This is a genomic window from Micromonospora sediminicola (assembly GCF_900089585.1).
Lineage (GTDB): Bacteria > Actinomycetota > Actinomycetes > Mycobacteriales > Micromonosporaceae > Micromonospora > Micromonospora sediminicola.
Genome location: NZ_FLRH01000003.1, coordinates 4,563,315 through 4,587,442 on the forward strand (window position 1 = coordinate 4,563,315; position 24,128 = coordinate 4,587,442).

Below are 24,128 nucleotides of genomic sequence, written 5' to 3' on the forward strand. Positions count from 1 at the left end.
CGGTCAGCGCGCGCGCAGCCGGACCGGCAGGCTCTGCGGGCCGTTCACCGCGATCGAGGCGACCCGGCGGCCCGGACCGTCCAGCTCGATCGCGTACGCCCCGTCCAGCAGCTCGGAGAAGAGCACCCGCATCTGGGCCCGGGCCAGCGTGGCGCCGATGCAGAAGTGCTCACCGACGGCGAGGGCGATGTGCCGGTTCGGGGTCCGCGAGATGTCGAACCGGTACGGGTCGGTGAACATGTCCTCGTCCCGGTTGGCCGAGGGGAGCCAGAGCACGACCTTGTCACCGGCGGCGATGGACCGACCGTGCAGCTCGGAGGGGCGGGTGGCGGTCCGCACGCTGTGGGTGGCGCTCGACGTCCACCGCATGATCTCCTCGATCGCGCCGGGCAGCAGGCTCCGGTCCCGCGCCAGGCGACGCCACTCCCCCGGGTGTTCGAGGAGCGCCTGCACGCCGCCGATGAGGGCGAGCCGGCCGTTCTCGGTGGCCCCGATGAGGTTCTCGCAGTTGAGCACGACCTCGATCTCGGTGAGCAGCTCACCGCCCACGGTGCCGTGCAGCAGGGCGCTGACCAGGTCCCCGGTCGGTTCCTCCATCCGCCGGTACAGCAGGTCCAGGAAGTACTCGACGATGTCGGGGTGGGAGACGAGCGAGCTGTGGGCCGCGAACGCCTCGTCGGTCCACCGGTACAGCCGGTCGTGGTCGGCCTCGGGCACCCCGAGGATGTGCGCGATCACCGCCAGGGACAGCCGGCCCGCGATGTCGGTGGCGAAGTCGCAGGTCTCGCGTGCCGCCGCGTCGTCGAGGACCCGGCGGACAGCGGCCTCCACGTAGCCCTCCAGCGCGCGTACCGCGCGGGTGTTGAACCAGCCGGCCATCAGCGACCGCAACTGCTTGTGGCGGGGAGCGTCGGTGAGCGCGAGCGTCAGACCGCCGCCGGGGTCGGGGCCGACCACGGCCGGCCGCAGCAGCACCCCCTGCGCCGAGCTGAACGTGGTGCTGTCCTGGTAGACCGCGCGGATGTCGGCGTACCTGGTCAGGGACCAGAACGCCGGCAGCTCGCCCGCGTGCTGCCGGTGCACCGGGGCGTGGGCGCGCATCCACGCCCACAGCGGGTGCGGGTCGCCCTCGGCGTACAGCTCCGGGTCGGTGAGCCGGGACAGCGACGGCGCGTGCGGCCCGGCCGGATCGAAGGTGGTGGCCGGTACGGCGCTGATGGTCATGCCCGGGCTCCCGTCGCCTGGCTGTACACGTGCTCGGTGAAGTACTTGGCGAGGTCGTGCGCGGTCTTCGCGGTGACCGCGGTGGGGTGGTAGGCGATCTCCAGCCGCAGTCCGTCGCCGTCGGGCCACAGCTCGGCGTGCAGGTCCAGGGGCAGATCGAGATACGGCTGCCGGGCGAAGGTGACGCGGGCGCCGGGCAGCCGCAGCTCGGGCACGGCGTTGTCCTGGCAGGCGAACAGGGTCTGGTAGGCCGGTGGCCGTCCGGCCGGGCCGAGCAGGTGGGTTCCGGACAGGCTCTGGGCCGCGAGCCCCTGCCGGACGGCGGCGGCCACCGACCGCACGGCCGCGCCGTCGCCCGCGCACGCGGCGTCACGCAGCCGCAGGCAGAGCATGCTGATGTGGCAACCGATCGCGCGTCGCAGCGCGGGGTCGTCGCGGCGGGCCACCGGCACCCCGAAGGCGAGGTCCCGCTGACCGGTGACGTCGGCGACGCTCGCCGCCCACAGGGAGAGCAGCACGACGAAGCGGGTGACGCCGGCCGTGGTGGCGGTGGCGTCGACGGCCGCGAGCGCGTCCGCGTCCAGCCTGGCCTCCACCCGCTCGGGCGGCCGGCGGCCCCCGGCCCGCACGATCGCGCCGGTCGGCGCCGCCCCGGCGTCGGGGCCGACGCCCGGGTCGTCGCCGTCGAGGGACGGCCACCGCAGCGGCGGCACGCCGGCCAGGTCGACCCGGGTCTCGGCGAGGCGGCGTTCGGGCTCGGCCAGGCGGTCGCGGGCACGCGCGGCGCGGGCCAGGTCGGCCAGGGCCGGGCCGGTGCCGAGCGCGGCCGCGACCCGGTCGGGGCCGGCGCCGGCCAGGGCGGCCCGGTACGCCGTGCCGAGGTCCTCGGCGAGCACGGCCTCGGACCAGCCGTCGAAGGCGACGTGGTGCACCGCGCATCCGAACACGGCCGTGGCCGGCGCGGGCGCCGGCCGGTCGACGGGAACCAGGACGGTGTGCCAGATCCGGGCGTCCTGCGGCGCCAACGGCGCGGCGAGCGCCGCGCGGGCGGCGGCCCGGGCCGCGTCGACGCGGTCGTGCGACGGCAGCACGGTCAACGCGGGCGCGGGCACGTCGTCGGGGTACGCCGCCGGCTCCGGGTCGAGCAGGTACGCCGCGCGCAGCGACTCGTGCCGCAGGTGCACCGCCTCGATCGCCCGGGCCAGGGCCGCACGGTCGAGGTCGCCCTCGACGACCCAGCTGAGCAGGCAGTGCCCGGTGCGGTCGGCGGGGTTCAGCAGCTCCCGGGTGAGCTGCATGACCTGGACGGTGGTCAGCGGGGCGGCGTCGTCGTCGGAGGCCGGCGCGGCGGGCTCCGGTGCCGGGTCCGGGACGGCGATCGCGTCGGACAGCCGGCGCGCGAGACCCGCGACGGTCGGGTACTCGTAGAGCCAGGACACCGGTACGGGGGTGCCGGTGCGGGCGGTGAGACGGGCACACACCCGGCCGGCGTCGAGCGAGGTCAGGCCCAGTTCGGGGAAGGGGGTGCCCAGCCGGACCGTGCCGGCGCCGAGGACGGCGGCGACGCACTCCGCGACGTCGCGCAGCACCGGGTCGTCGAGGGTGGCCGGGTCGGCGCCGACGACCGGATCCGGGTGGGCGACCGGCGGCGCCAGCGCCAGCAGCGCCCGCTCGTCGAGCTTGCCCTGGGCGGTGAGCGGGAACGCGGCGACACCGACCACCGCGGCCGGGCGGTGGTGGGCGACGAGCGCGTCGCGGAGCCGGGGCAGGGCGTCGGTCAGCGGAGCGTCGGCGCGGTCGGGGACGCAGAACGCGATCAGCTCCCGGTCACCGCGCCCGTCGGTGCGGGCGACCACCCGGCACTGCCGCACCTGCGGAAGCAACTCCTCGATCTGGCGCTCGACCTCGGCCGGCTCCACCCGGTTGCCACGGATCTTCAGCTGCCGGTCGGTCCGGCCGGTCAGGTGCAGCAGGCCGTCGTCGGCCCAGTTGCCGAGGTCCCCGGTGCGGTAGACCCGGACGTCACGACCGTCGAGGCGGACCCGGGTGAACTTGGCGGCGGTGAGGGCGGGGTCACCGAGGTACCCGATCGCCAGCCCGTCGCCGGCCAGGCAGATCTCCCCGGTCTCGCCGACCGCGCACGGGCGCTGCCCGTCCAGCACGTACACCTGCGTGCCGGGCACCGGCCGCCCGAGCGGGATGCCGCCGGGTCGGTCGCAGTCGTCCGGGCGGATCCGGTGGGTGGTGGCGAAGATGGTGCACTCGACCGGGCCGTAGCCGTTGAGCAGGACGACGTCGGGGTGGCGCGCCAGGAAGCGGCGGACGTGCGGCACGGACAGCCGCTCCCCGCCGATCATCACCTGGCGCAGCCCCCGGAACGCGTCCGGGTCCTCGTCCACCAGCAGGTTGAACAGGCTCGCGGTGCACCACACGGTGTTCGCGCCGTGCCGGGCCGATCCCTGGCGCAGGGCCGAGGCGGAGAGGTAGGGATCGGCGACGATCAGGGAGGTGCCGCCGTTGAGCAGGGCGGACCACAGTTCGAGGGAGAAGGCGTCCCAGGCGGTGGCGGCGGCGAGGGGGGTCACCGTCGTGTGGTCGAAGCGGGCGAAGCCGCCGGGTTGCAGCAGGCGGGCGGTGGCGCCGTGCGGGCTGACCACCCCCTTGGGCCGGCCCGTGGTGCCCGAGGTGAAGAAGACGCAGCAGGCCGCGGTGGGGTCGACGGCCACCGGTCGGAAGCCGGGGGGCGCGGCGACCGGCGCGGCCGCGACCGGCCACGCCGGCGCCGGGAGGTCTCCGGCCGGCTCGTCGCCGGTGACCACGAGCGGCGGTCGCAGGTCCGCGAGCACGGCGTCGCGCCGGGGCGCGGGCCACTCCGGCGGCAGCAGGCAGTAGGCGGCGCCGGCCTTCAGCACCGCCAGCAGCGCGACGACCAGGTCGAGGCCGCGGGGCAGCAGGATCGGCACCCGGTCGCCGGGGCGTACCCCGGCGGCGACCAGCCCGGCGGCCCAGGCGTCCGCGGTGGCGTCGAGCCGTGCGTACGTGAGGGCGCGGGCGCCCTCGACGACGGCGACGCCGGCGGGCCGCGACCGTGCCTGCCGGGCCACGGTCTGGTGCAGCCCTTCGGCCGGCGCGGTGTTGGGCGCGCCGACCGTCCATCGTGGGTCTGGTTGCACGCTGCCTCTCCCCTCGTCGGTGCCCTCTCGTGGTGACCGGACGATGCGCGTCACCATGTTCGACAAGAACGTTGCCATGACCTTGCCTCGTCTGGCAACCTACTGGCAAGTCCGGGCATCGAGGCCGCATCTTCCACGCCGGACGGTGCGCCTGGTGACTGATCAAAGGTGGGTGCATGGCGCGCGACCGTTCCCTCGACATCGCCGTATCCGGCATGGCCGGGAGGTTCCCCGGCTCACCCGAGCTGACCCGGTGGTGGTCCGCTCTCACCGATGGACAGGTTCTGACCCGCCGCTACCAGCGGCACGAGCTGGCTGCCGAGGGCGTGCCCCGGCACCTGCTCGACGACCCGGACTACGTGCCGGTGCACGGACACCTCGCCGACGCCGACCGGTTCGACAACGCGCTGTTCCGGATGAGTCCCCGCGAGGCCGAGATGCTCGACCCGCAGCACCGGCTGATGCTGGAGTGCGCCTGGTCGGCCCTGGAGGACGCCGGAGTCAACCCGCTCGACACCGGGCTGACCACCGGCGTGTACGCCAGCGCCAGCAGCAGCGACTACCTCCGGCGGATGGTGGCCGGCGGTCGGCTCACGCCGCTGACGCTGGAGGACGCGCTGCACGGCACCCAGCCCGACTTCCTGGCCAGCCTCCTGTCGTACCGGTTGAACCTGAACGGCCCGGCGCTGGCGGTGCAGACCGCCTGCTCGTCGTCGCTGGTGGCGGTGCACCTCGCCGTGCAGGCGCTGCTCAACGGCGACTGCGACCAGGCACTCGTGGTCGCGGCCGGGATGGCCTTCCCGCAGGCCGGTCACCTGCACGTGCCCGGTGGCATCCACTCCCCCACCGGGCACTGCCGCCCGTTCGACGCCCGCGCCGACGGCATCGTCGCCGGGTCCGGCGTCGCCTGCGTGGTGCTGCGGCGCCTCGCCGACGCGCTCGACGACGGCCCGGCGCCGCACGGCGTCATCCTGGGCACCGCCGTCAACAACGACGGGTCGGCGAAGGTCGGCTACTACGCCCCCTCGGTCGAGGGCCAGCAGGCGGTGATCCGCGCCGCCCTGCGGACCGCCGACGTCGGCGGCGAGACCATCGGATACCTGGAGAGCCACGGCACCGGCACCCGCATCGGCGACCCGATCGAGTGGGCCGCGGCGTCCGCGGCGCTGCGTGCCAGCGGCGCGCGCCCGGCGCAGGTGGCGGTGGGCGCGCTGAAGGCGAACACCGGGCACCTCGACAACGCCGCGGGCGTGGCCGGGCTGATCAAGGCGATCCTCGTGGTCCGGGACGGGGTGATCCCGCCGGTCGCCGGCCACGGCGCGCTCAACCCGCTGCTGGACCACGAGGAGTCGCCGCTGTACGTGCCGGACCAGGCCCGTCCGTGGCCCGGCGACGGGCCCCGGCGTGCCGGGGTCAGCTCGTTCGGCGTGGGCGGCACCAACGCCCACGTGGTGGTGGAACAACCGCCGGTCGCGAGCCCGCAGTCCCAGGCCGACCCGGGCCACCGCCTGGTGGTGCTGTCCGCCGCCGACGGGGCCGCGCTCGACCGGGCCGCCACCCGCCTCGCCGCCCACCTGGGCGCCCACCGCACCGAGCCCGGGGACGTGGCGCGCACCCTGGCCACCGGCCGGGCCCACCTGACCGAGCGCCTCGCCGTCGTCGCCGCCGACACCGACCAGCTCGCCCGGCGGCTGACGTCCGGCGACGCCCTGCGCGCGGGCGTGCCCGCGTCCGGCCCGGCCCCGATCGTGCTCGCCTTCCCCGGCCAGGGCGCCCAGCACCCCGGGATGGCCCGGCCACTGGCCACCGGCCTGCCCGGCTTCGCCCCGGCGCTGGCGACCGTGCTCGACGCGTACGACCCGACCACCGCCGAGCTGGTCGGCCGCGCCCTGCACGACCCCCGGTTCCCCGCCGACGAACTGGCCGAGACCGCCCTGGCCCAGCCCGCCCTGTTCGCGGTGGAGCACGCCGCCGCCGCGGCCCTGCGCGCGCTCGGCCTGCGCCCGGCGGCCGTGATCGGACACAGCCTCGGCGAGATCACCGCCGCGTGCGTGGCCGGTGTGCTCGACCTGGCCGACGCGGCCCGGCTGGTGACCGTCCGGGGGCAGGCCATGCAGCAGTGCCCGCCCGGCGCCATGCTGGCGCTGACGTGCGGCCGCGCCGAGGCCGACGACCTGATTCGCGCCTCCGGCCTGGCGCTGGAGGTCGCCGCCGTCAACTCCCCCGACCACACCGTCGTGGCCGGGCCGCCGCACGTGGTGGACGCCTTCGAGGCCGGGCTTCCTCCCGGCCGGGTCCGCGCCCGGCGGCTGCGGAGCCGCCGCGCGTTCCACACCGCGCTCGTCGACGCCGCGGACGCGCCACTGCGGGAGGCACTGGGCGCGACGCGGCTCCGACCCCCGACGCTGCCGTGGGCCGCGAACAACGGCGACGTGCTCGTCCCGGGCACACCGGTCGAGGCGACCCGGTTCACCGCGCAGGCACGCCACACCGTTCAATTCGGACCGGCGCTGGAGAAGCTGGCCGGCCGGTTCCCCGGCGCGGTCGTGGTCGAGGTGGGACCGGGTCACGCCCTGTCCACCCTGGCGGAGAGCGGCGGTCTCACCGCCGTGCCGCTGTGCGGCGGTCGGACCGACGACGACGAGGCGGTGCTGGGCGCCCTGGGCCGGTTGTGGACCATGGGCCAACCGGTGGCGATCGAGGCGACGTGCCCCACCGGGCGTCGCGTCCACCTGCCCGGCTACGCCTTCCACGGGCCGCGCCACCTCGCCGCCGAGGCCGCTCCGGTGGCCGACGGGCCCACCCCGCCGGCCGGTGTCCCGCCGCTCGTGGCCGCCACGACGACCCCCGTTCCGGACCACCCGGCCGGTCCCACCGGACACGACGTGCCGGCGTTGGTCGGCCGGCTCTGGCGCGATCTGCTCGGCCGGGACCAGCTGTCCGACGACGCCGACTTCTTCGACCTGGGCGGCGACTCGCTGAGCGTCACCCACCTGGCGCGCCGGCTCCGCACGGACCTCGGCGTCCGGGTACCGATCCGCGACCTCATGACCCGCCCGACGCTCGGCGACCACACGTCGCTGTGCCGCGCCCTGCTCGACGACGACACCCGCGCCCGGGTCACGGTCGGCTGACCGCCGGCCGCCGCCACACCCCTGTCACCAGCGAAAGAAGGAGCTAGTCCATGACGACGCTGTCGATGGCCCCCCGGTCGGGCACCCCGGCCGACCTGCCGGGTCCGGCGCACCTCGGCCACCCCCTGCCGGACCGTCCGCTGACGCCGGTGCCGGACCTGGTGACCGCGGTCGCCGCACGCGCACCGTCCCGCCCGGCGGTACGCTGCGGCGCCGACGAGATGACCTACGCCGAACTCGTCGCCGCAAGCTCGCGGATCGCCGCCACGCTGACGCGCGCCGGGGTACGCCGCGGGGACCGGGTGGCGGTCCTCGCCGACGCCTCCACGGCCACGGTCGCCGCTGTCCTCGCCGTGCTGCGCTGCGGTGCCGCCTACGTGCCGCTCGACCCGGGGCAGCCCGACCAGCGGCTGGCCGAGATCCTCGCCGACGCCCAGGTCACCGCGGCCCTGGTCGACGAGGACACCCGGGCGCGCCTGACCGGCACGGGCCTGCCGCTGGTGTCGACCGCGCTGCCCGAGGGCGCCACCGACGGCGCCGAGACGCCGGTCGACGTCCCGGTGCTGCTCACCGACCCGGCGTACCTGATCTACACCTCGGGCAGCACCGGCGAGCCGAAGGGCGTGGTGGTCGAGCACGGGCAGCTGGCCGCATCCACCCGGGCCCGGCGGCTGGTCTACCCGGGCGAGCCGACGTTCCTCCTGGTGTCGCCGCTCAGCTTCGACTCCTCGGTGGCCGGGCTGTGGGGCACGCTCACCGCGGGCGGTTGCCTGATCGTGGCCACGGGCGCGCAGGTGCGCGACCCGGAGCAGCTGGTGACGCTGATCGACGACCACCGGGCCACCCACCTGTTGTGCATCCCGTCGCTGTACAGCTATCTGCTCGACGCCGCCGCGCGTGCCGGCGCGGACCGCCTCGGCTCGCTGCGGACCGCGATCGTGGCCGGTGAGGCCCTGCCGCAGGAACTGGTCGAGCGGCACTTCGCCGCGACCGCGGGCCGCTGCGAGCTGGTGAACGAGTACGGCCCGACGGAGGCGACCGTGTGGTCCACCTACCACCGGTTCACCGCGCCGGCCCCGGTGACGATCGGCCGACCGATCCCGGGCGCGCGGGCGTACGTGCTGGACGAGCGGCTGCGCCCGGTGCCGGTCGGCGAGCCCGGCGAGCTGTACGTGGCCGGCGCCGGCGTGGCCCGCGGCTACCACGGGCGGCCCGACGCGACCGCCCGGGCGTTCCGCGACGATCCGTTCGTGACCACCCCGGGCGAGCGCATGTACCGCACCGGTGACCTGTGCCGGTGGACCCGTGCGGGCACCCTGGAGTTCCTCGGTCGCCGGGACCACCAGGTCAAGGTGCGCGGTCACCGGATCGAGCTTGCGGCCGTCGAGGCGAAGCTGTGCGCGCTGCCCGGCGTGCGGGAGGCCGTGGCGGTGCCCACCGCCGGTGACACCGAGCTGGTCGGCTTCGTCCTCGCCCCCTGCGAGCCCGCTCCGGACGCGCTGCGACGGCAGTTGGCCGACCGGGTGCCCGCGGTCATGGTGCCGAGCCGCATCGTGGTCCTGGACCGCTTCCCGCGTACCCCCAACGGCAAGACCGATCGGGACGCCCTGCGCGGCCTGGCCGACGCCGGTCCGCCGGCCGACGACGCGGTGGCGTCGGCCGGGCCGGGCACGACGGACCCGGCCGGTCTGGCCGCCCAGGTCAGCGCGGCGTGGACGGAGGTTCTGCAGCGTGACGACGTCCCCGACGACGTGAACTTCTTCGACCTGGGCGGTCATTCGCTGGCGATGTTCCGGCTCCGGGAGACGCTGGAGCGGCGCACCGGGCGTCGGCTGTCGGTGGTCGCCCTGTTCCAGCACACCACCGTGGCAGCGCAGGTGGCGCTGCTGCGCGACGGCGGTGACCCGGACGCCGCCGACGCGGACGACGGGGACGGCCGCGCCGCCCGCGCCCAGCGGGCACGGGCCCTGCGTGCCCGTCGTGCCGGGCTCACCCCCCAGGAGGCGCTGTGACGACGACCCCCGACACCGCCCGCTGGCTGCGGTGCCCGCTGACGCTCGACGGTCCCGAGGCGCGCCTGGTGTGTTTCCCGCACGCCGGCGGCTCCGCCGCCATGTTCCATCCCTGGGGCGGGCGTCTGCCCGGCGTCGAGGTGCACGCGGTCTGCTATCCCGGGCGCGCGCACCGGATCGCCGAACCGCCCCCCGCCGATCTGCGCCACCTCGCGGCGCAGATCACCGACGCCCTGATGCCGCTGGCGGACCGCCCGCTGATCCTGTTCGGCCACAGCATGGGCGCGGCCGTCGCCCTGGAGACCGCGGTCGCGCTGCGGGAGCGCGGGGTCGAGCCGCTGCACCTGTTCGCGTCGGGGTCGCGCGACGCGCCCTACCCGGAGCCGGAGGAGCTGTCGGACCCGGACGAGCTGAACGACGCGGCGGTGGTGGAGCGCCTGCTGACGCTCGGTGGCACCGACCCGGAGCTGGCCGCCGACCCCGAATTCCAGGAACTGGTCCTGCCGTACGTCCGCGCCGACGGCCGGATGTTCCACGCGTACACGCCGGGCCCGGGACCGATGCTGCGGTGCCCGGTGACGACGATCGTGGGCGACGTCGACGACGACGCCGACCGCCGCCCGTGGTCGACGCTGACCAGCGGGCCGGTGCGGGAGCACGGCGTCCGCGGCGACCACTTCTACCTGGTGGACGAGCCGCCGCTGGCGCTGCTCGGCGACTGCCTGCCGGTGCCGGTGCGGAGCGGGCCGTGACGTCCGTGACCGCCACGCCGACGCCGCTGGCCGCCGGCCCCGACGGCGACTCCGGGGGAGCCCTCCCCGGCTCCGCCGGCGAACCGCCGCGACGGTCGACTCCGGCCCGCGCGGCGGACGTCCTGGAACTGGTCGAACGGCACGACGTGGAGATCGTCCGCTTCCTGTGGGTGGACCACAACGGAATCGTCCGCGGCAAGGGCGTCTCCCGGGAGTCGCTGCCCGGGCGGCTGCGGTCCGGGGTGCCGCTGTCCGTCGGCCGGCAGGCGGCCAGCCTGCTGGACCAGGCCCAACCGGTGCCCGGCTTCGCGGTCATGGACGAGGTGCGCATCGCCGGCGACCCGGGCACCCTGGCGCTGCTGCCGCACGCGCCGGGCTCGGCGGCGCTTCTCGGTGACCTGCTCACCAGGGACGGAACGCCATGGGGCGCGTGTCCGCGGGCGTTCCTCCGCGACGCCGTGGCGGACGCCGCCCGGGAGGGGTACGCCGTCGTGGCCGCGTTCGAACCGGAGTTCACGCTCCTGCGCGACGGGGCGCCGCTGGACGACGGGCTCACCCTGGACAACGAGGCGTTCGACGTCACCAACGACTACGTGATCGCGCTGGTCCGGGCGCTGCGCTCGGCCGGGGTGGCGGTGGAGCAGTACCACCCGGAGACCTCACCGGGCCAGCACGAGGTCACGGTCCGGCCCGCGCCGGCGCTGCGGGCCGCCGACAACCACGTGTGGCAGCGGATGATCACCCGCGGGCTGGCCCGGCGGCGGGGTCTGCACGCCACCTTCGCCCCGGTGCCGCTGGCCGGCCTGCGCGGCAACGGCAACCACCTGCACGTGTCGCTCTGGCGTGACGGCAACGCGTTCGCCGCGCCCGGTGGCGGGCTGTCGGACGTCGCGCACCACTTCATCGCCGGGGTGCTGGCGCACCTACCCGGACTCAGCGCCCTGCTGTGCGCCGGCGTGAACAGCTACACCCGGCTGATGCGGGGCAAGTGGGCCGGCGCCTACGGGTGCTACGGCTTCGACAACCGCGAGGCCGCGGTGCGGGTCCCGTCGGTGCTGGGCGGTGACGAGTCCGGCACCACCAACGTCGAGATCAAGCCGTGCGACGGCACCGCCAACCCGTACCTGGCGCTGGGCGCCGTCATCCACGCCGGCCTGGACGGCGTGCGACGGCGGCTCGATCCGGGCCCACCGCTGACCGTCGACCCGAACACCCTGTCCGACGCGGAGTTGCGCCGCCGGGGGGTCACCACCCTGCCCGGCAGCCTGGCCGAGGCGGTCGACGCGCTGGAACGTGACGACCTGCTGATGTCCGTGCTGGGCTCGCCCCGCCGGGAGCTCTACACCGCGATCAAGCGGGCCGACGTCCGGGACCTGGCGGCGCTGCCCGAGTCGGAGGCCTACGCCGTCTACCACACCCGCTTCTGATCCCGGGAGGGTTGCCGACGCGGCAAGGGCGTCGGCAACCCTCTTCCACGGTCCCACCGTCCGGCGGGACCGTGGGAGCCGGCAACCCGCTGGCAATGACTGTGCCGACACCCTTACCCGGTGCCCGGTCAGGGTGGCTATACTCCTTTACAGCCATAAACCGGCGATGGCAATGCCGAGCCGACCATCACCGGCGGCCACACCTCGCGGAGTTCCGTGGCGGTTGTCGGTGATCTTGGCCTTGGGAGTGGGAATGCTGCAGCAGTCCGAGTTCGGATCCCGGCTTCGCGCGCTGCGCGAGAAGCGTGGCCTGTCCCAGGCGGCGCTGGCCGAGGGCGCCATCTCCACCGGCTATCTGTCCCGGCTCGAGTCCGGCGCCCGACGGCCGACCCCCCGGGTGGTGGCCTATCTCGCGCAACGCCTCGGCGTGCCGGTCTCGGTCCTGGAAGATCCGAACGCCGACCCGGTGGACGCCGTCGAGGCGTCCCCGTTCACCCAGGTCCTGGCCGCGGTGATCTCCGCCAGCAGCCACGACCGCGCCGCCGAACCGCTGGCCGAGGCGCTGCGGGCCGACGGCCAACACGACCCGGCCCAGCGGTGGCAGGCGCTCTGGCTGCTCGCCGAGATCCGCGGCGACGAGGGCGAGCGCGACGAACAGCGCCACCTGCTCGAGGAACTGGTCGAGCTGAGCGGGCAGCTCGGCGTCGCGCCGCTCCTGGCCCGCGCGCAGACCCAGCTGTCCCGCTGCCTGCGGACCCTCGGTGACACCGCCGGTGCCCGGGAGTACGCGCAACGGGCGTACGACGTCGCCGGCGAGTTGTCCCTCACCGACCGCGCGGCGACGCTGCAGGCCCTGGTCTCGGCGCTGGCCGAGGCGGGCCGGCTCGACGAGGCCCGGACCCACGCCGACGAGTTGTGCCGCCTCACCGAGCCGGCCGGCGGGACGCTGCACGTGGAGGCGCTGTGGGCGGCGGCAACGGTCCGCACCCGCCAGGGTGACCACGCCGGCGCCATCGCCCGGCTGGAGGAGGCGCTCTCCGGCGCGAACAGCCGGCAGGACCTGCACCTGTGGATCCGCCTGCACCTGGCCGCCGCCTCGCTCTACCTGCAGACCACCCCGGCGCAGCCGGAGCAGGCCCGGGCCGCGCTGGACACGGTGGAGCCGGTGCTGCGGCTGATCGGCACCGAGCGCCATCACCAGGAGCACCAGAGCCTGCGGGCGCACCTGGCGTTCGCCGAGGGACGGCTCGACGACGCACGCGCGATCTGCGACGCGGCAGCCGACCGGCGCTCCCTGCTGTCGTTCCGCGACCGGCTCAAGCTCGCCGCCCTGCAGGCCCGGCTGGCCATCCTGGGCGGTGACGCCGACGGCGGCATCCGGGCGCTGCAGGACGTCGCCCGCCAGGCCGAGCAGGCCCACAACGTCGAACTCGCCGCGGAGCTGTGGCGCAGTCTCGCGGAGACCCTCGCCCGGCCGTACGGTGGGGATCCGGCCCTCGCCGGCCGGGCCCCCACCGGCTGAGCCCCGCCCCGACGGCGGCTCGCACGACCGGTGCCGCACCGCGTCAGGCGGCGCAGACGCGCCGGAGCGAGCAACCGAGCGCCTCGATGTCGGCGACGCCGTTGTAGTGGTGCACCGACGTGCGCACGAACCGCTCGATCCCGGCCGCGGCCAGGTAGAGCGGGGTGTGCGCGCCGACGCCGACCCACGCGTTGAGCCCGTCCTCGGCCAAGGCGTCACGGATCCGCTCCGGCGGCAGCCGGTCGTGGGTGAACGACGCGATGCCGCCGTGCCGGCTGCCGGGCATCAGCAGCCGGGTTCCCGGCGTCTGTCCGATCGTGGCGGTGAGCGCCGGGTAGACCTCGGCCGTCGGCGCCGGTGCGGTGCGGGCGTACTCGGCAGCGGCGAGCAGACCGAGCACCGCGGCGTTGCCACGCTCGGCGGTCTCGAACCGGGCCGCCGTCTCCACGTCCAGCCGGTGCTCGTGCAGCGAGACCGCCTGCGCGACGTGCAGGTCGTAGAAGACCGGATCGATCCGGTCCCACAGGTCCGGGCGCAGGTAGGCGAACCCGGTGCCGCGCGGGCCGCGGAGGAACTTGCGTCCGGCCGCCGTCAGGGCGTGGCAGCCGATCGCGCCGACGTCGACGGGGATCTGACCGATCGTCTGGCACGCGTCCACCAGGTACACCGCCGACGAGCCGGCGAGCAGCGTGCCGATCCGCTCCACCGGTTGGATCAGGCCGACCGCCGACGGCATGTGAACCACCGAGACCAGCGCCACCCGGTCGTCGAGACGCGCGCGCATCCACTCCAGGTCGACGTCCCCGGCGTCGCCCACCGGGATCACCTCGAGCGTGCATCCGCGCCGGGCGGCGAGCCGCTGCAGGGCGATGAGGTTGCCGGCGTACTCGTACGGGGTGGTCCAGATCCGGCTGCCCTCGGCGACGTCGAGGTGGCACGCGATCCGGCACCAGGCGTCGGTGGCGCTGGCGAACAGGGCGATGTGCTCCGGGCGGGCGCCGACGAGGGCGGCGAGCGCGGCGTACACCCGGTCGGTGAGGTCGGCGGAGCGTGCCTGTTCGGCCTCGTACGGCCCGACGGCGGCCTCCGCGTCGAGGTAGCCGGTCATCGCGGCGGTGACGCCGGGGGCCGGCAGGCCCGCTCCGGCGGTGTTGAGGTGGATCGCGCCCGCCGTCATCGCCGCGCCCGGGCCGGTGTCGGCGTGTCCGCCGGCTGTCGCGGTGGGGTGGGTCGCGTCGCGGTGGACGACGCGAGGACGGAGGCCAGCTCCGCCTGCGGCGGATCGGTCCGGTACGGCGCGGTCCGCGCCTCCGGCGCCGTCCGGCCGAGGGCGACGATCTCGGCGAAGCTGCGCTGTCCCGGATCGCCGGGCACGCCGCCGTCCCGACGCCACTGCCGGTACTTGGCCGCGTAACTGATCAGGGTCTCCTTGTCCCGGCGGCCGGGCGGGCGGGTCAGGATGCCGGCCCACAGCCCGTCCCACTGCGCGTAGGCCGGGTCGCCGAGCAGGATGCGGTGCGCCTTCTTCATGTTCCAGAAGGGCACCCCGGTGTTGAGGTGGTGGACCAGGTGGTAGTTGTCGTTGTGCCGCCCCAGCAGGAACCGTTCGACGGCCCAGCCGTGCCGGTTGCGGGTCATCAGGATCTGCCGGCTCTCGCTCTCCGGCAACGGGAAGTGCTCGGCCAGTTCGGACAGCCAGCCGATGGCGACCGCGGTCGTGAACAGCGGCACGATCCAGAACAGGAAGAACTCGAGCAGATAGCCGCCGGACACGATCGGGGTGAGCAGCGCCGTCCAGACGCCGAGCAGCAGCCAGCGTTCGGCCCGCAGGCTCATCGGCATCGAGACGGCCACCTGGTCCTCGCGGAACAGCAGCCGGTCCTCCACCACGTACCGGACGTACTCGAGCGTGCGCAGGCCGAGCACCGCGAACAGGATGTTGCGCAGGAAGAAGGCCCGGTTGGAACCGCGCGGATCGTAGATGCCGCACTCCACGTGGAAGCTGTAGTCCGGGTCCTTCTCCCGGTCCCCGAGGTAGCGGTGGTGCAGCCCGATGTGCGAGCTGCGGTAGGGGTTGTGCATGTGGAACACCAGGTGCCCGGTGAAGACGGTGCTGAGCACGAGGTTGAGGGTCGGGTTGCGTGCCAGCACCTTGTGCGACGCCTCGTGCAGCAGGTTGACCAGAGCGCGTTGGGTGGAGCCGATGAGCACCAGGGAGACCGGGTAGAACCAGTACGACACGCCCAGGCTCAGGTAGACGGCGAACGCGATGACCGCGTAGTCGAAGAGGACGCCGAGTATCCCGTGGTGGTTGTCCAGCCGGCACAGCCGGCGCAGTTCGCGTCGGATCTCCGGGGACAACTTGCTGAAGTCGAGATCGGTGGGCGGGCTGAGGTGGTTCGCCGAGGCCATTCGAGACTCCTCGCAGAGGGCACGCGCCGAGTGCGCACGTGGCAAAAAGCCGCCAGCGGTGGTCAGCCCAGCTCGCGCCGGCGGCTTGGCCGAGGGACCCGCAGTCGGCGGGCGGAAAGGGTGGCGAACTGGGGGGCGGGATGGTGCCCAGCGACGACGGTAGAGGATGGCAACGTCTTTGACAATGCTGTTGCCTGACATTGACAACACTGCTGTGCCATTACTACGATCAAGCGGCCAAAGAGGCGCGGGGGGCGCATTTGTCGACACCGCAACCCGTCCGCATTCTGCCGTGATTCCGCGTCTCGGCAGAGGGGAGACGATGCCGAGGGCACCGTCTCCCACACCTCAGGGATGAGACATTGGAACAGCCGCAGTTCGGTCAACGCTTGAGGGCCCTCCGACTGGGGCGTGGGCTGTCGCAGGCTGCGCTCGCCGGGAACTACATCTCCACCGGCTATCTGTCCCGACTGGAGTCGGGCGCCCGGCAACCCACACCACGCGTGGTGGCATACCTGGCGGAGCGGCTCGGCGTCGAGGAGTCGGCGTTCCTCGCCCAGGCGAGGCCCACGTCCCTGGCGATCGTGCTCGCCTCGGTCACGTCGGGCACCCCGCGTGACAGCGCCGACCGGGTGGCCGAGGCGCTCCGGCTCGACGACGGACGCGCGCCGGAGCTGCGCTGGCAGGCCCTGTGGCTGCTGGCCGGGCTGCGCAGCGACGAGGGCGCGCACGAGACGGCGTACGCGCTGCTCACCGAACTGCTCGGGCTCGCCGAGGAACTGGACGTGCCCGAGCTGCTGGTGCGCACCTGCACCCGGATGTCGCGCTGCCTGCGCGTGCTGGGCGACAACGTGCAGGCCCACGAGTACGCCCAGCGGGCCGTCACGCTCTCCACCGAGCTCGCGCTGCCGGACCGGACGGCCGCGCTGCACGTGCTGATCTCCACCGAGGCCGAGGCGGGCCGACTGGGCGAGGCACGCCGGCACGCCGACCTGCTGTGCGCCCTCACCGAGGGCACGCCGGGGACGGCGTACGTGGAGGCGTTGTGGGCGTCGGCGACGGTCAGCATGCGCCAGGGTGACCACCGCGCCTCGCAGGAGGTGCTGGAACGGGCGTTGCGGCTGCTGGACAGCCACGAGGATCTCAAGCTCTGGATGCGCCTGCGGTTCGCCGCCGCCTCCCTCTACCTGCAGAGCACGCCGGCCCAGGCCGCCGCGGCGCGGGCGCGCCTGGACGAGGTCGCCCCCGTGGTGGAGATGATCGGGTCCGAGCTGCACCACCAGGAGCTGCTCTCCCTGCGGGCCCACCTGGCGTTCGAGGAGGGGCGCTTCGCCGAGGCCCGGGAACTGGCCGGCCGGATCGACGACTCGGGCGGGCGCCTGTCGTTCCGGGACCAGTTGCGGATCGAGGTGCTGCGTGGCCGCCTGCGGATCGTCGAGGGCGACACCGAGGCCGGCATCGAGCACCTGCAACGGCTGGCGCAGAGCGCGACCGCCGCGCACAACCTGGAGCTGGCCGCGGAGACCTGGCGCAGCCTGGCCGAGACGCTGTCCGCTCCGGCCCGGCTGCGGGAGATGACGACGCGACCGCCGGCGAGCGCCGGCTAGGAGGGACGCAACCGTGCCGCAGCCGTGGGTCAGGCCGATGCGGGTCGAGGACGTGCCGGCCGCCGAGCGCGCCTCGGCGGTGACCTTCCTGGAGGGCGACCGGCTCAGCCGCCGGGTGAGCGAACCGGAGGTCCGGCCCCGGTCCGCCGCGGTGGGCGGGCAGTGGATCGACCGGATGTCGTACCTGGTGGAAACCGATCCGGGTGGCTGTTGGGTGGCCGTGGACGGCGAGGACCTCGTCGGCTTCGCGATCTCCCAGAACCGGGGTCGGTTCTGGTACCTGGCCACCTACGGCGTGCTGCCCGGACAGCAGGGACGCGGGCTGGGCCGGCGGCTGATGGACGCCGTCCTCGCCCACGCCGACGGCCGACCGGGTCTGTTCTCCTCCACCGTGCACCCCGGGGCCACCCGCCGCTACCGGTTGGCGGGCTTCCTGCTGTATCCGCAGATGCGGATGGTGGGCACGGTGGACCGGTCCACGCTCCCGGCGGTCCCCGGACTGAGCGAGGGGGACGGCAACGACATCGGATGGATGGATCGGCTGGACGAGAGCCGCCGCGGCGCCGGGCACGGCCCCGACCACGAGTACATGCTCCGACGGTTGCGGCTGGTGGTGTCGCGGCGGTCGGGCCGACTCGGGTACGTCTACCTCGACGAGGAGACCGGGCAGCCGAAGCTGCTGGCGGCGCAGGACCCGCGGACGGCGTCCGCGCTGCTGTGGGAGGCGCTGGCCGCGTCGCGCGGGCCCACGCTCGTCAACTGCATCACGACCGCCAACCACTGGGCGGTCGACGTCGGGCTCGCCGCCCGGCTCGACCTCGGGCAGGAGGGCTACCTGGCGCTGCGCGGCCTGCCGGAGCCCGCGCCGTACCTGGCCAGCGGCCACTTCCTGTAGGAGGCCCGGCGGGGCGGCGACGCGTCGACACCGCCCCGCACCGGCCGGGTGGTCAGAAGTAGGTCCGGACGAAGTCGACCACGGTCTCCCCCCGTACCACCGGGATCAGCTGCCACTTGTCGAAGGCCGTGCACGGGTAGGACAGACCGAGCCGGACCCAGTCCCCCACCGCGAGCCCGTGCCCGGCGGCCAACGTGATGAAGGCGTGCTGGTCGTTGACCGCGCTGACGGTGCAGTCGGTCAGCTCCCGGATCTCGCCGTCGGCACCGCGGACCAGCTGCGGCTCCGGCGGCCAGGCGTCGAACGACAGGTCCCGCTTGCCGGCGGTCAGCAGCGCCAGCCCGGGCTCCGGCAGCGAGGTCACCCGCGCCCACAGCTTCAGCGCGGGTCGCAGCGAACCGTTGCCGGCCTCTCCCCGGGAGAACGGGGACATCCACCGGTAGAAGCCGTCGTCGTGCGTGACGTAGCACCCGCTGCGCAGGACGGTGGTCACCGACATGCCCGGCCACGGGCCGGCGAACACGTCGGCGACCTGGTCGAAGAAGCAGCTCCCCCCGGCCGTGAGCAGGATCTCGTCGGTCTCGAACAGCCCCTCCCGGTGCAGCGCGACGGTCAGCTCCCGCATGCGGCGCAGGAACTCGTCGACGACCGAGACGCTGTGCGGGGACGGATCGTTGACCAGCACGCCCTCGTAGCCGCCCACCCCGACCAGGCGGAGCAGCGGGCTGGCCGCCGCCGCGCGGGCCACCGCCGTCGCCTCGGCCGTCGAGCGCGCCCCGGCTCGGCCCGCCGTGCGGCCGACCTCCACCACGACGTCCACCGGCGCGGCGCCCACCTGCCGCAGCGAGTCCTCCATCCGGGCCACCCCCTCGACGGAGTCGACGAAGCAGGTGAACTCGAACCCGGGGTCGGCGGACCGTTCCTCGTCGACCCAGCGCAGCCCGGCCGGGTCCACCAACTCGTTGGCGAAGATGACCCGGGACACCCCGAACGCGCGGTACACCCGCAGCTGGGCCGTGTTGGCCGCGGTCAGGCCGTAGGCACCCGCCTCGATCTGGCGCGCCCAGAGCTGCGGCGCCATCGTCGTCTTCGCGTGCGGGGCCAGCTGCACGCCCCGGTCGGCGCACCACTTCGCCATCGTGGTCAGGTTGTGGCTCAGGGCGGCCTCGTCGAGCACCAGCACCGGCCCGAGGAATCCGTCCTCGAACAGGTTGAGCCCGCGCTCCGCCGCCTGCGCGACCGTGCACCCGTCCAGCGCCACCGGCAGTCCCTTGTATCTCCAGGTGATCGGCTCCTGCCGGATCGCCGCCACGGCCTCGGTATCGATCATCTCCAGCCCTCCCACGACACGGTTGCCTTTGCCAGAGCTTGCCAGATGTGGCAAGTGCTCGCCAACACCGTGGCCGGCTCAGGATACGCCGGCCCGAGACATCGTGCGCCTGCTGCGGATTCCGGCATTGCCAGCGATGGCAATAGTTGGCAATATGGGTCCCACGGCCGGCGGCATCGGGCGTGCGTCTCCCCACCCGCGGCGCGCCACGTACCGTCCCCAGCCCCGCACGGGCAGGCGCCGGCCCCGACGAGGAAGGGCAGGAACAGTGACTCAGACCATCGAGAACCCCACCGCGACCCGGGTCCGGATCCGGCAGGTGGCGGGCAACATCGGCGCCGAGATCCTCGACGTCGACGCCGGGGCGCAGCTCAGCGACGAGGTGATCGGCGAGCTGCGGCAGGCCCTCCTGACCCACAAGGTCATCTTCCTTCGCGGGCAGGACCTGGGCTACGACCAGCTGGTGGCGTTCGGCAAGCGGTTCGGCACCCTCACCCTGGGCCACCCGATCTACGGGGGCCCCGAGGGCAAGCCGCTGCTGCGGGAGATGGACTCCCGCGGCGAGGGCACCCGCGCGAACTACTGGCACGCCGACTTCACCTACATGGACAACCCGCCGGCCTTCGCCTTCCTGCACAACGTGGTCTGCCCCGAGGTGGGCGGCGACACGATCTGGGCCAACACCGGGGCGGCGTACCGGGACCTGCCGGAGGGACTGCGCACGCTGGCCGACGGGCTGCGGGTCATCCACTCCAACGACTCGGACTTCACCGACGCCACCTACGACGGCGACGTGCGGACCAAGTACCTCAAGAACCGGTTCGCGGCCGAACACCCGGCCGTCCGGGTGCACCCGGAGACCGGCGAGCGCTGCCTGCTGCTGGGCGGATTCGCCCGGGCGGTCAACGGCTACACCCCGCAGGCCGGTCGCGACCTGCTCCGGATCCTCACCGAGTACGCCACCAAGCCCGAGTACACGGTGCGGTGGAAGTGGCAGAAGGGCGACCTGGTGATCTGGGACAACCAGGCCACCCTGCACTACGCGATCAGGGACTACACCGAGCACCGCCGCGGTGAGCGGGTCACCGTCGCCGGCCCCACCACGGTGGGTGTCGACGGCGCTCCCGCCGTCACCCTGCAGGGCAACACCTCCGAGTTCGTGGCGGGCACGGGCATGTAGCCCCCGTCGGCGCGGGCGATCCCGTTCCCCGGTCGCACACCGGTCCACCGGTGCGCGACCGGGGAACGCCCGCGTTGCGCCCCGGTTCCGCCGCGGGCCCGCGGTGGGGCGGCCACGATGGACGGTCGACGCACAACGGCGACGGCTCCCGGCGGAAACCGGGAGCCGTCGCGTCGTGGGGTGGGGCCGCGGCCGTGCGGGAGCGGCGCCGCTCAGGCCGGCGGGACCGAGGCGACCCGCTCACCGGGCGGCACCACAGTCACCCCGTCCAGGAACGGCGCCGCCATCGGCTTCACGTCCACCGGCTCGGCGCTGATCACGTATCCGGTCAGCTGCCGCTCGTGCCGCCGGCCGTGGGCGTACCCGAGCATCAGCCCGGGCCCGCTCAGGTGCGCGTCGGTCAGGATCAGGTCGGCGAGGTCACGGCCCTCCGGGTCGTGGTTGTCCTGCGACGGCACCGGGTGGAAGCCCATCGCGACCTTGAACGGGAACAGGCCCGCCTTGGTCAGGTGGCCGTACAGGTTGGGCTCGTCGCCCAACGTCACCCACTTGAACCCCTTGTCGCGGGCGACCCGCATGGCCGCGAAGTAGAGGGTGCGGGCCAGGCTGGCCCGACGCCACTCCTCGGTCACGGCGGAGAACCGGATACGGGCCATGTCCTCGTCCGGGCACTCGCGGACCAGGCATCCGCCGGCGATCTCCTCGCCGTCCATCGCGAACACGCCGTAGTACTTGTCCGGGCCGTGCAGCATCGCGTCCCGGTACCGGCACGCGATGGTGATCCCGTACGTCATCTGCTCCACCCGGGAGCGGTAGAGGTCCAGGAACCGGTCGAGCAGCGACGCCGGCAACGTGTCGTGGACGGTCAGGGTGAGCGCCGCCTCGGCCCGGTGCCGCGCGCGCCGGATGTCCTGACGCGGTTTGGTGGCCAGCCCGGCGAGGAACTCCTCCTCGCCCGGGCCGAGCTCGGCGCGCCACGACAGCAGCTCCGGTTTGTGGACGAAGCCGAGCCCGGTGAGTTCGGGCAGGAGGTCGGCGGGCGGTTCCGGCAGGCGCACCACGTCGATGTGCCGGTCGTCGCCGCGCCACGGCCGCCGCGCCAGCTCGTCCGGCTCCATCTCGGCGACGGCCAGCCCGTGGTGGTCACTGATGCGCACCGTCTCACCCCCTCGCCTCGGCCGGGACGGCCAGGTCGGCCTGCCCGGCCGACGTGGCGGCCACCTCGATGCGGTACCGGCGCGCCACCTCGGCGCACCGCTCGGACACCTGCGCCTCGGTCGCGGCCCGGATCAGCACGATCCCGGCGTAGATCGAGGAGTCCAACGGGCCGGCCAGGTGGTCGCCGACCTTCGTGGTGATCTCCGCGTACTCCACCCCGGGCGCGGCCCGCAGCTCGGCGGCGGTGCTGATCGCGGTGACGGTGCCGACCGGCCGGGGCAGCATGTACTGGATCATGTGGTCGGACCGGGCCGGCACGTCCAGGTCGACCGGGTCGCCGATGGACGTGGCGATGAGGGCGTCGGTGGTGTCCACGCCGTACTGGTGCTCCAGTTGCAGGGGGATCCCGCCGCCGGCGGTCCGGCAGGCGACCTCGCCGACCAGGTAGCCCCGCGCCGACTTGAGGATCTCCAGGTGGGTGACGCCGTCGGGCAGCCCCAGCGCGGCGACCACCCGGTCGTGCAGGTCGCGGATGAGGCGGCCCTCGGGGTCGTCGTCCGGCAGGGTGTACGAGCCGATCACGCCGCCGAGGCTGTCGAGGACCGGGGCGAAGTACCGGGAGGCCGCGGCGAACACGGCCGTCCCGTCGACCACGACGCCGTCGCAGTGGAACTCGGTCTCGATGTCGACGAACTCCTCGGCCAGCATCGGGCTGTCCAGCTCGCCGAGCCGGGCCAGGACCTCGCCGTCGATGATCGACCGGGCGTGCGCGGCGTCCCGGACCACGAACACGTTCTCCGAGCCGCCGCCGAAGGCGGACTTGAGCACGTACGGCCAGCCCAGCTCGTCGCCGACGGCGACGAGCTGGCCGACCGCGTTCACCCGGCGGAACGTCGCCACCGGCAGCCCGGCCGCGGCGACCTTCTGCTTCATCACGAACTTGTTGGAGAACGCGTTCGCCACGTCGAAGCTCGGCCCGGGAATGCCGAAGTAGGAGCGGACGAACCCGCCGGCCGGGACGCTCCACTCGGACGGGGCGACCACGTGGTCGAAGGGGTTGCGTTCCCGGATCCGCAGGGCGGCCTGACGGACCAGGTTCAGGTTCTCGATGGTGTCGACGACCTCCAGGTCGGTGCCCGCGTCGTACCAGTCGAGGTAGCCGGGCATGGAGATGACCGACAGCCGGATGTCGTCCCGCTCCTGCAGGGCGCGGGCGACGGCTTTGCGACCCGAGTTGATCAGTAGCACGTTCTTCATGTCGCAGCCTCTTCCTTCGCAGCGGACGTGGGCCCCGGCGTCAGCGCAGTCCGGCGCTGTACGCGGAGGTGTCGCCGGCGAGGGTGACGCTGGGCCGCCCGTCGACCCCGACCGGCGTCCGGCCGATGGTCGTCAGTCGCTCACCGCGTCGGCGCTCCCGGCCGTAGTCGTAGATCGCGTAGTGCATGGTCGCCTGGTTGTCCCAGATCACCAGGTCACCGACGCGCCACTGCCAGCGGACGGTCTGCTCGGGCCGGGTCACGTACTCCTGCAGCACCCGGATCAGGTCGCGGCCGGCGGCCGGGGCCATTCCCACGACGCTGCGGGCGAAGCCGCCGAGCAGCAGCGCGCGCTCACCGGTCTCCGGGTGCACCCGGACGGCCGGGTGCTCCGCGACGTAGGGGGTGGCCACGTAGTCGTCCCGGTGGTCGACGGTGTCGTCGGTGAAGTCGGAGTCGTTGCTGTGCACGACGCGCAGCTGGTCGGCGAGGACGCGCAGCGGCTCCGGCAGGGACTGGTACGCGGTGACGCAGTTCGCCCACATCGTGTCCCCACCGACCGGCGGAATGATCTTGGCGTGCAGGAGGCAGAAGGCGGGCGGTCGCTCGATGAACGTCAGGTCGGTGTGCCAGTGGTTGGCCTTGGTCCCGTGGGCCGAGTCCATCTCCCGCAGCGCGGGACGACGCTCCGGCGCCGCGTAGATGGGGTGGCTCAGGGTCAGCTCGCCGAGCCGCTCGGCGAACGCCCGCTGGGTGTCGTAGTCGAGCTTCTGGTCCCGCAGGAAGACCACCTTGTGCGCGAGCAGGGCGGCGCGGACCGCGGCGACGGCCTCGTCGCTGAGCGGTCCGCTGGTGTCGACGCCACCGATCTCGGCGCCGATGTTGCCCGCGAGCCGGGTGACGGTGACGGCCGGTGGGGCCACGAGGGTCTGCGCCACGGTACTGCCTCTCTCTCGGATGATCGTGCGCGTGGACGACCTCCCGACGCGCCGGCGTTGCCAGGGCCGGCAGCGCGGGAAACATTCCATCGCGTCATCATCGTGACC

Annotated in this window: 16 protein-coding genes; 8 read left to right on the forward strand and 8 right to left on the reverse strand. The window is 74.1% G+C overall.

From position 1 onward, the window contains the following. Positions 1-3: 3 nt before the first annotated feature. Entirely contained in the window at positions 4-1,224 is a 1,221-nt protein-coding gene (locus tag GA0070622_RS21090; RefSeq protein WP_091576551.1) for a cytochrome P450, read from the reverse strand. After that, a complete protein-coding gene (locus GA0070622_RS21095; protein WP_218060608.1) occupies positions 1,221-4,397 on the reverse strand; it encodes a non-ribosomal peptide synthetase in 3,177 nt (1,058 codons plus the stop codon). Before GA0070622_RS21095 ends, GA0070622_RS21090 begins: the two co-directional genes overlap by 4 nt. Before the next feature lie 176 nt (positions 4,398-4,573). Between GA0070622_RS21095 and GA0070622_RS21100 the strand changes: the two genes are divergently transcribed. The 5 genes from GA0070622_RS21100 (at position 4,574) to GA0070622_RS21120 (ending at position 13,244) form a co-directional block, all read left to right on the forward strand. Beyond that, positions 4,574-7,531: a type I polyketide synthase gene (locus tag GA0070622_RS21100; RefSeq protein WP_091576556.1), complete on the forward strand. Its 2,958-nt coding sequence runs from the start codon at positions 4,574-4,576 to the stop codon at positions 7,529-7,531. A 50-nt stretch (positions 7,532-7,581) separates the two neighbouring features. Beyond that, positions 7,582-9,543, forward strand: a complete 1,962-nt coding sequence (locus GA0070622_RS21105; protein WP_091576558.1) for a non-ribosomal peptide synthetase — start codon at positions 7,582-7,584, stop codon at positions 9,541-9,543. Beyond that, entirely contained in the window at positions 9,540-10,295 is a 756-nt protein-coding gene (locus GA0070622_RS21110) for a thioesterase II family protein (RefSeq protein WP_245666474.1), read from the forward strand. Before GA0070622_RS21105 ends, GA0070622_RS21110 begins: the two co-directional genes overlap by 4 nt. After that, on the forward strand, positions 10,292-11,722 hold the full coding sequence (locus GA0070622_RS21115; protein ID WP_176710520.1) for a glutamine synthetase family protein: 1,431 nt from the start codon (positions 10,292-10,294) through the stop codon (positions 11,720-11,722). The genes GA0070622_RS21110 and GA0070622_RS21115 overlap by 4 nt, the downstream gene beginning before the upstream one ends. A 253-nt stretch (positions 11,723-11,975) precedes the next feature. Beyond that, complete coding sequence (locus GA0070622_RS21120) at positions 11,976-13,244, forward strand: helix-turn-helix domain-containing protein (protein ID WP_091576563.1); 1,269 nt, start codon at positions 11,976-11,978, stop codon at positions 13,242-13,244. 43 nt (positions 13,245-13,287) lie between these two features. On the opposite strand, the gene GA0070622_RS21125 is transcribed toward GA0070622_RS21120, so the two are convergent. Further along, on the reverse strand, positions 13,288-14,421 hold the full coding sequence (locus GA0070622_RS21125; RefSeq protein WP_091576566.1) for an aminotransferase class V-fold PLP-dependent enzyme: 1,134 nt from the start codon (positions 14,419-14,421) through the stop codon (positions 13,288-13,290). Further along, positions 14,418-15,656: a fatty acid desaturase family protein gene (locus GA0070622_RS21130; protein ID WP_091576569.1), complete on the reverse strand. Its 1,239-nt coding sequence runs from the start codon at positions 15,654-15,656 to the stop codon at positions 14,418-14,420. The genes GA0070622_RS21125 and GA0070622_RS21130 overlap by 4 nt, the downstream gene beginning before the upstream one ends. Positions 15,657-16,018: 362 nt before the next feature. On the opposite strand from GA0070622_RS21130, the gene GA0070622_RS21135 reads away from it, so the two are divergent. After that, the gene (locus tag GA0070622_RS21135; RefSeq protein ID WP_091576571.1) at positions 16,019-17,263 is read left to right on the forward strand and encodes a helix-turn-helix domain-containing protein; all 1,245 of its coding nucleotides are present in this window, start codon (positions 16,019-16,021) and stop codon (positions 17,261-17,263) included. Between the two features lie 13 nt (positions 17,264-17,276). Next, positions 17,277-18,158 carry a GNAT family N-acetyltransferase gene (locus GA0070622_RS21140; RefSeq protein ID WP_218060609.1) on the forward strand — a complete coding sequence of 294 codons (882 nt, stop codon included), beginning with the start codon at positions 17,277-17,279 and terminating at the stop codon, positions 18,156-18,158. A 52-nt stretch (positions 18,159-18,210) separates the two neighbouring features. Here GA0070622_RS21140 and GA0070622_RS21145 read toward each other — a convergent pair whose 3' ends face one another. Beyond that, positions 18,211-19,488 carry an amino acid deaminase gene (locus tag GA0070622_RS21145; protein WP_091576575.1) on the reverse strand — a complete coding sequence of 426 codons (1,278 nt, stop codon included), beginning with the start codon at positions 19,486-19,488 and terminating at the stop codon, positions 18,211-18,213. A gap of 268 nt (positions 19,489-19,756) precedes the next feature. On the opposite strand from GA0070622_RS21145, the gene GA0070622_RS21150 reads away from it, so the two are divergent. Continuing rightward, positions 19,757-20,668, forward strand: coding sequence for a TauD/TfdA dioxygenase family protein (locus GA0070622_RS21150; RefSeq protein ID WP_091576577.1), 912 nt, complete (start codon positions 19,757-19,759; stop codon positions 20,666-20,668). A gap of 212 nt (positions 20,669-20,880) precedes the next feature. Here the strand turns inward: GA0070622_RS21150 and GA0070622_RS21155 are convergent, their stop codons facing one another. Genes GA0070622_RS21155 through GA0070622_RS21165 form a run of 3 tightly spaced genes read right to left on the reverse strand, consistent with a single transcriptional unit; the run spans position 20,881 to position 24,020 of the window. Continuing rightward, positions 20,881-21,825 carry a GNAT family N-acetyltransferase gene (locus tag GA0070622_RS21155; protein WP_091576579.1) on the reverse strand — a complete coding sequence of 315 codons (945 nt, stop codon included), beginning with the start codon at positions 21,823-21,825 and terminating at the stop codon, positions 20,881-20,883. A gap of 4 nt (positions 21,826-21,829) precedes the next feature. After that, positions 21,830-23,083, reverse strand: coding sequence for an ATP-grasp domain-containing protein (locus GA0070622_RS21160; protein ID WP_091576581.1), 1,254 nt, complete (start codon positions 23,081-23,083; stop codon positions 21,830-21,832). A gap of 40 nt (positions 23,084-23,123) precedes the next feature. Beyond that, positions 23,124-24,020, reverse strand: a complete 897-nt coding sequence (locus GA0070622_RS21165) for a TauD/TfdA dioxygenase family protein (RefSeq protein WP_218060610.1) — start codon at positions 24,018-24,020, stop codon at positions 23,124-23,126. Positions 24,021-24,128 lie beyond the last annotated feature (108 nt).

Coding starts and splice junctions, on each gene's coding strand:
- GA0070622_RS21145 (WP_091576575.1), bottom strand. CDS start 19,488: ATGATCGATACCGAGGCCGTGGCGGCGATCCGGCAGGAGCCGATCACC.
- GA0070622_RS21160 (WP_091576581.1), bottom strand. CDS start 23,083: ATGAAGAACGTGCTACTGATCAACTCGGGTCGCAAAGCCGTCGCCCGC.
- GA0070622_RS21120 (WP_091576563.1), top strand. CDS start 11,976: ATGCTGCAGCAGTCCGAGTTCGGATCCCGGCTTCGCGCGCTGCGCGAG.
- GA0070622_RS21105 (WP_091576558.1), top strand. CDS start 7,582: ATGACGACGCTGTCGATGGCCCCCCGGTCGGGCACCCCGGCCGACCTG.
- GA0070622_RS21125 (WP_091576566.1), bottom strand. CDS start 14,421: ATGACGGCGGGCGCGATCCACCTCAACACCGCCGGAGCGGGCCTGCCG.
- GA0070622_RS21090 (WP_091576551.1), bottom strand. CDS start 1,224: ATGACCATCAGCGCCGTACCGGCCACCACCTTCGATCCGGCCGGGCCG.
- GA0070622_RS21100 (WP_091576556.1), top strand. CDS start 4,574: ATGGCGCGCGACCGTTCCCTCGACATCGCCGTATCCGGCATGGCCGGG.
- GA0070622_RS21130 (WP_091576569.1), bottom strand. CDS start 15,656: ATGGCCTCGGCGAACCACCTCAGCCCGCCCACCGATCTCGACTTCAGC.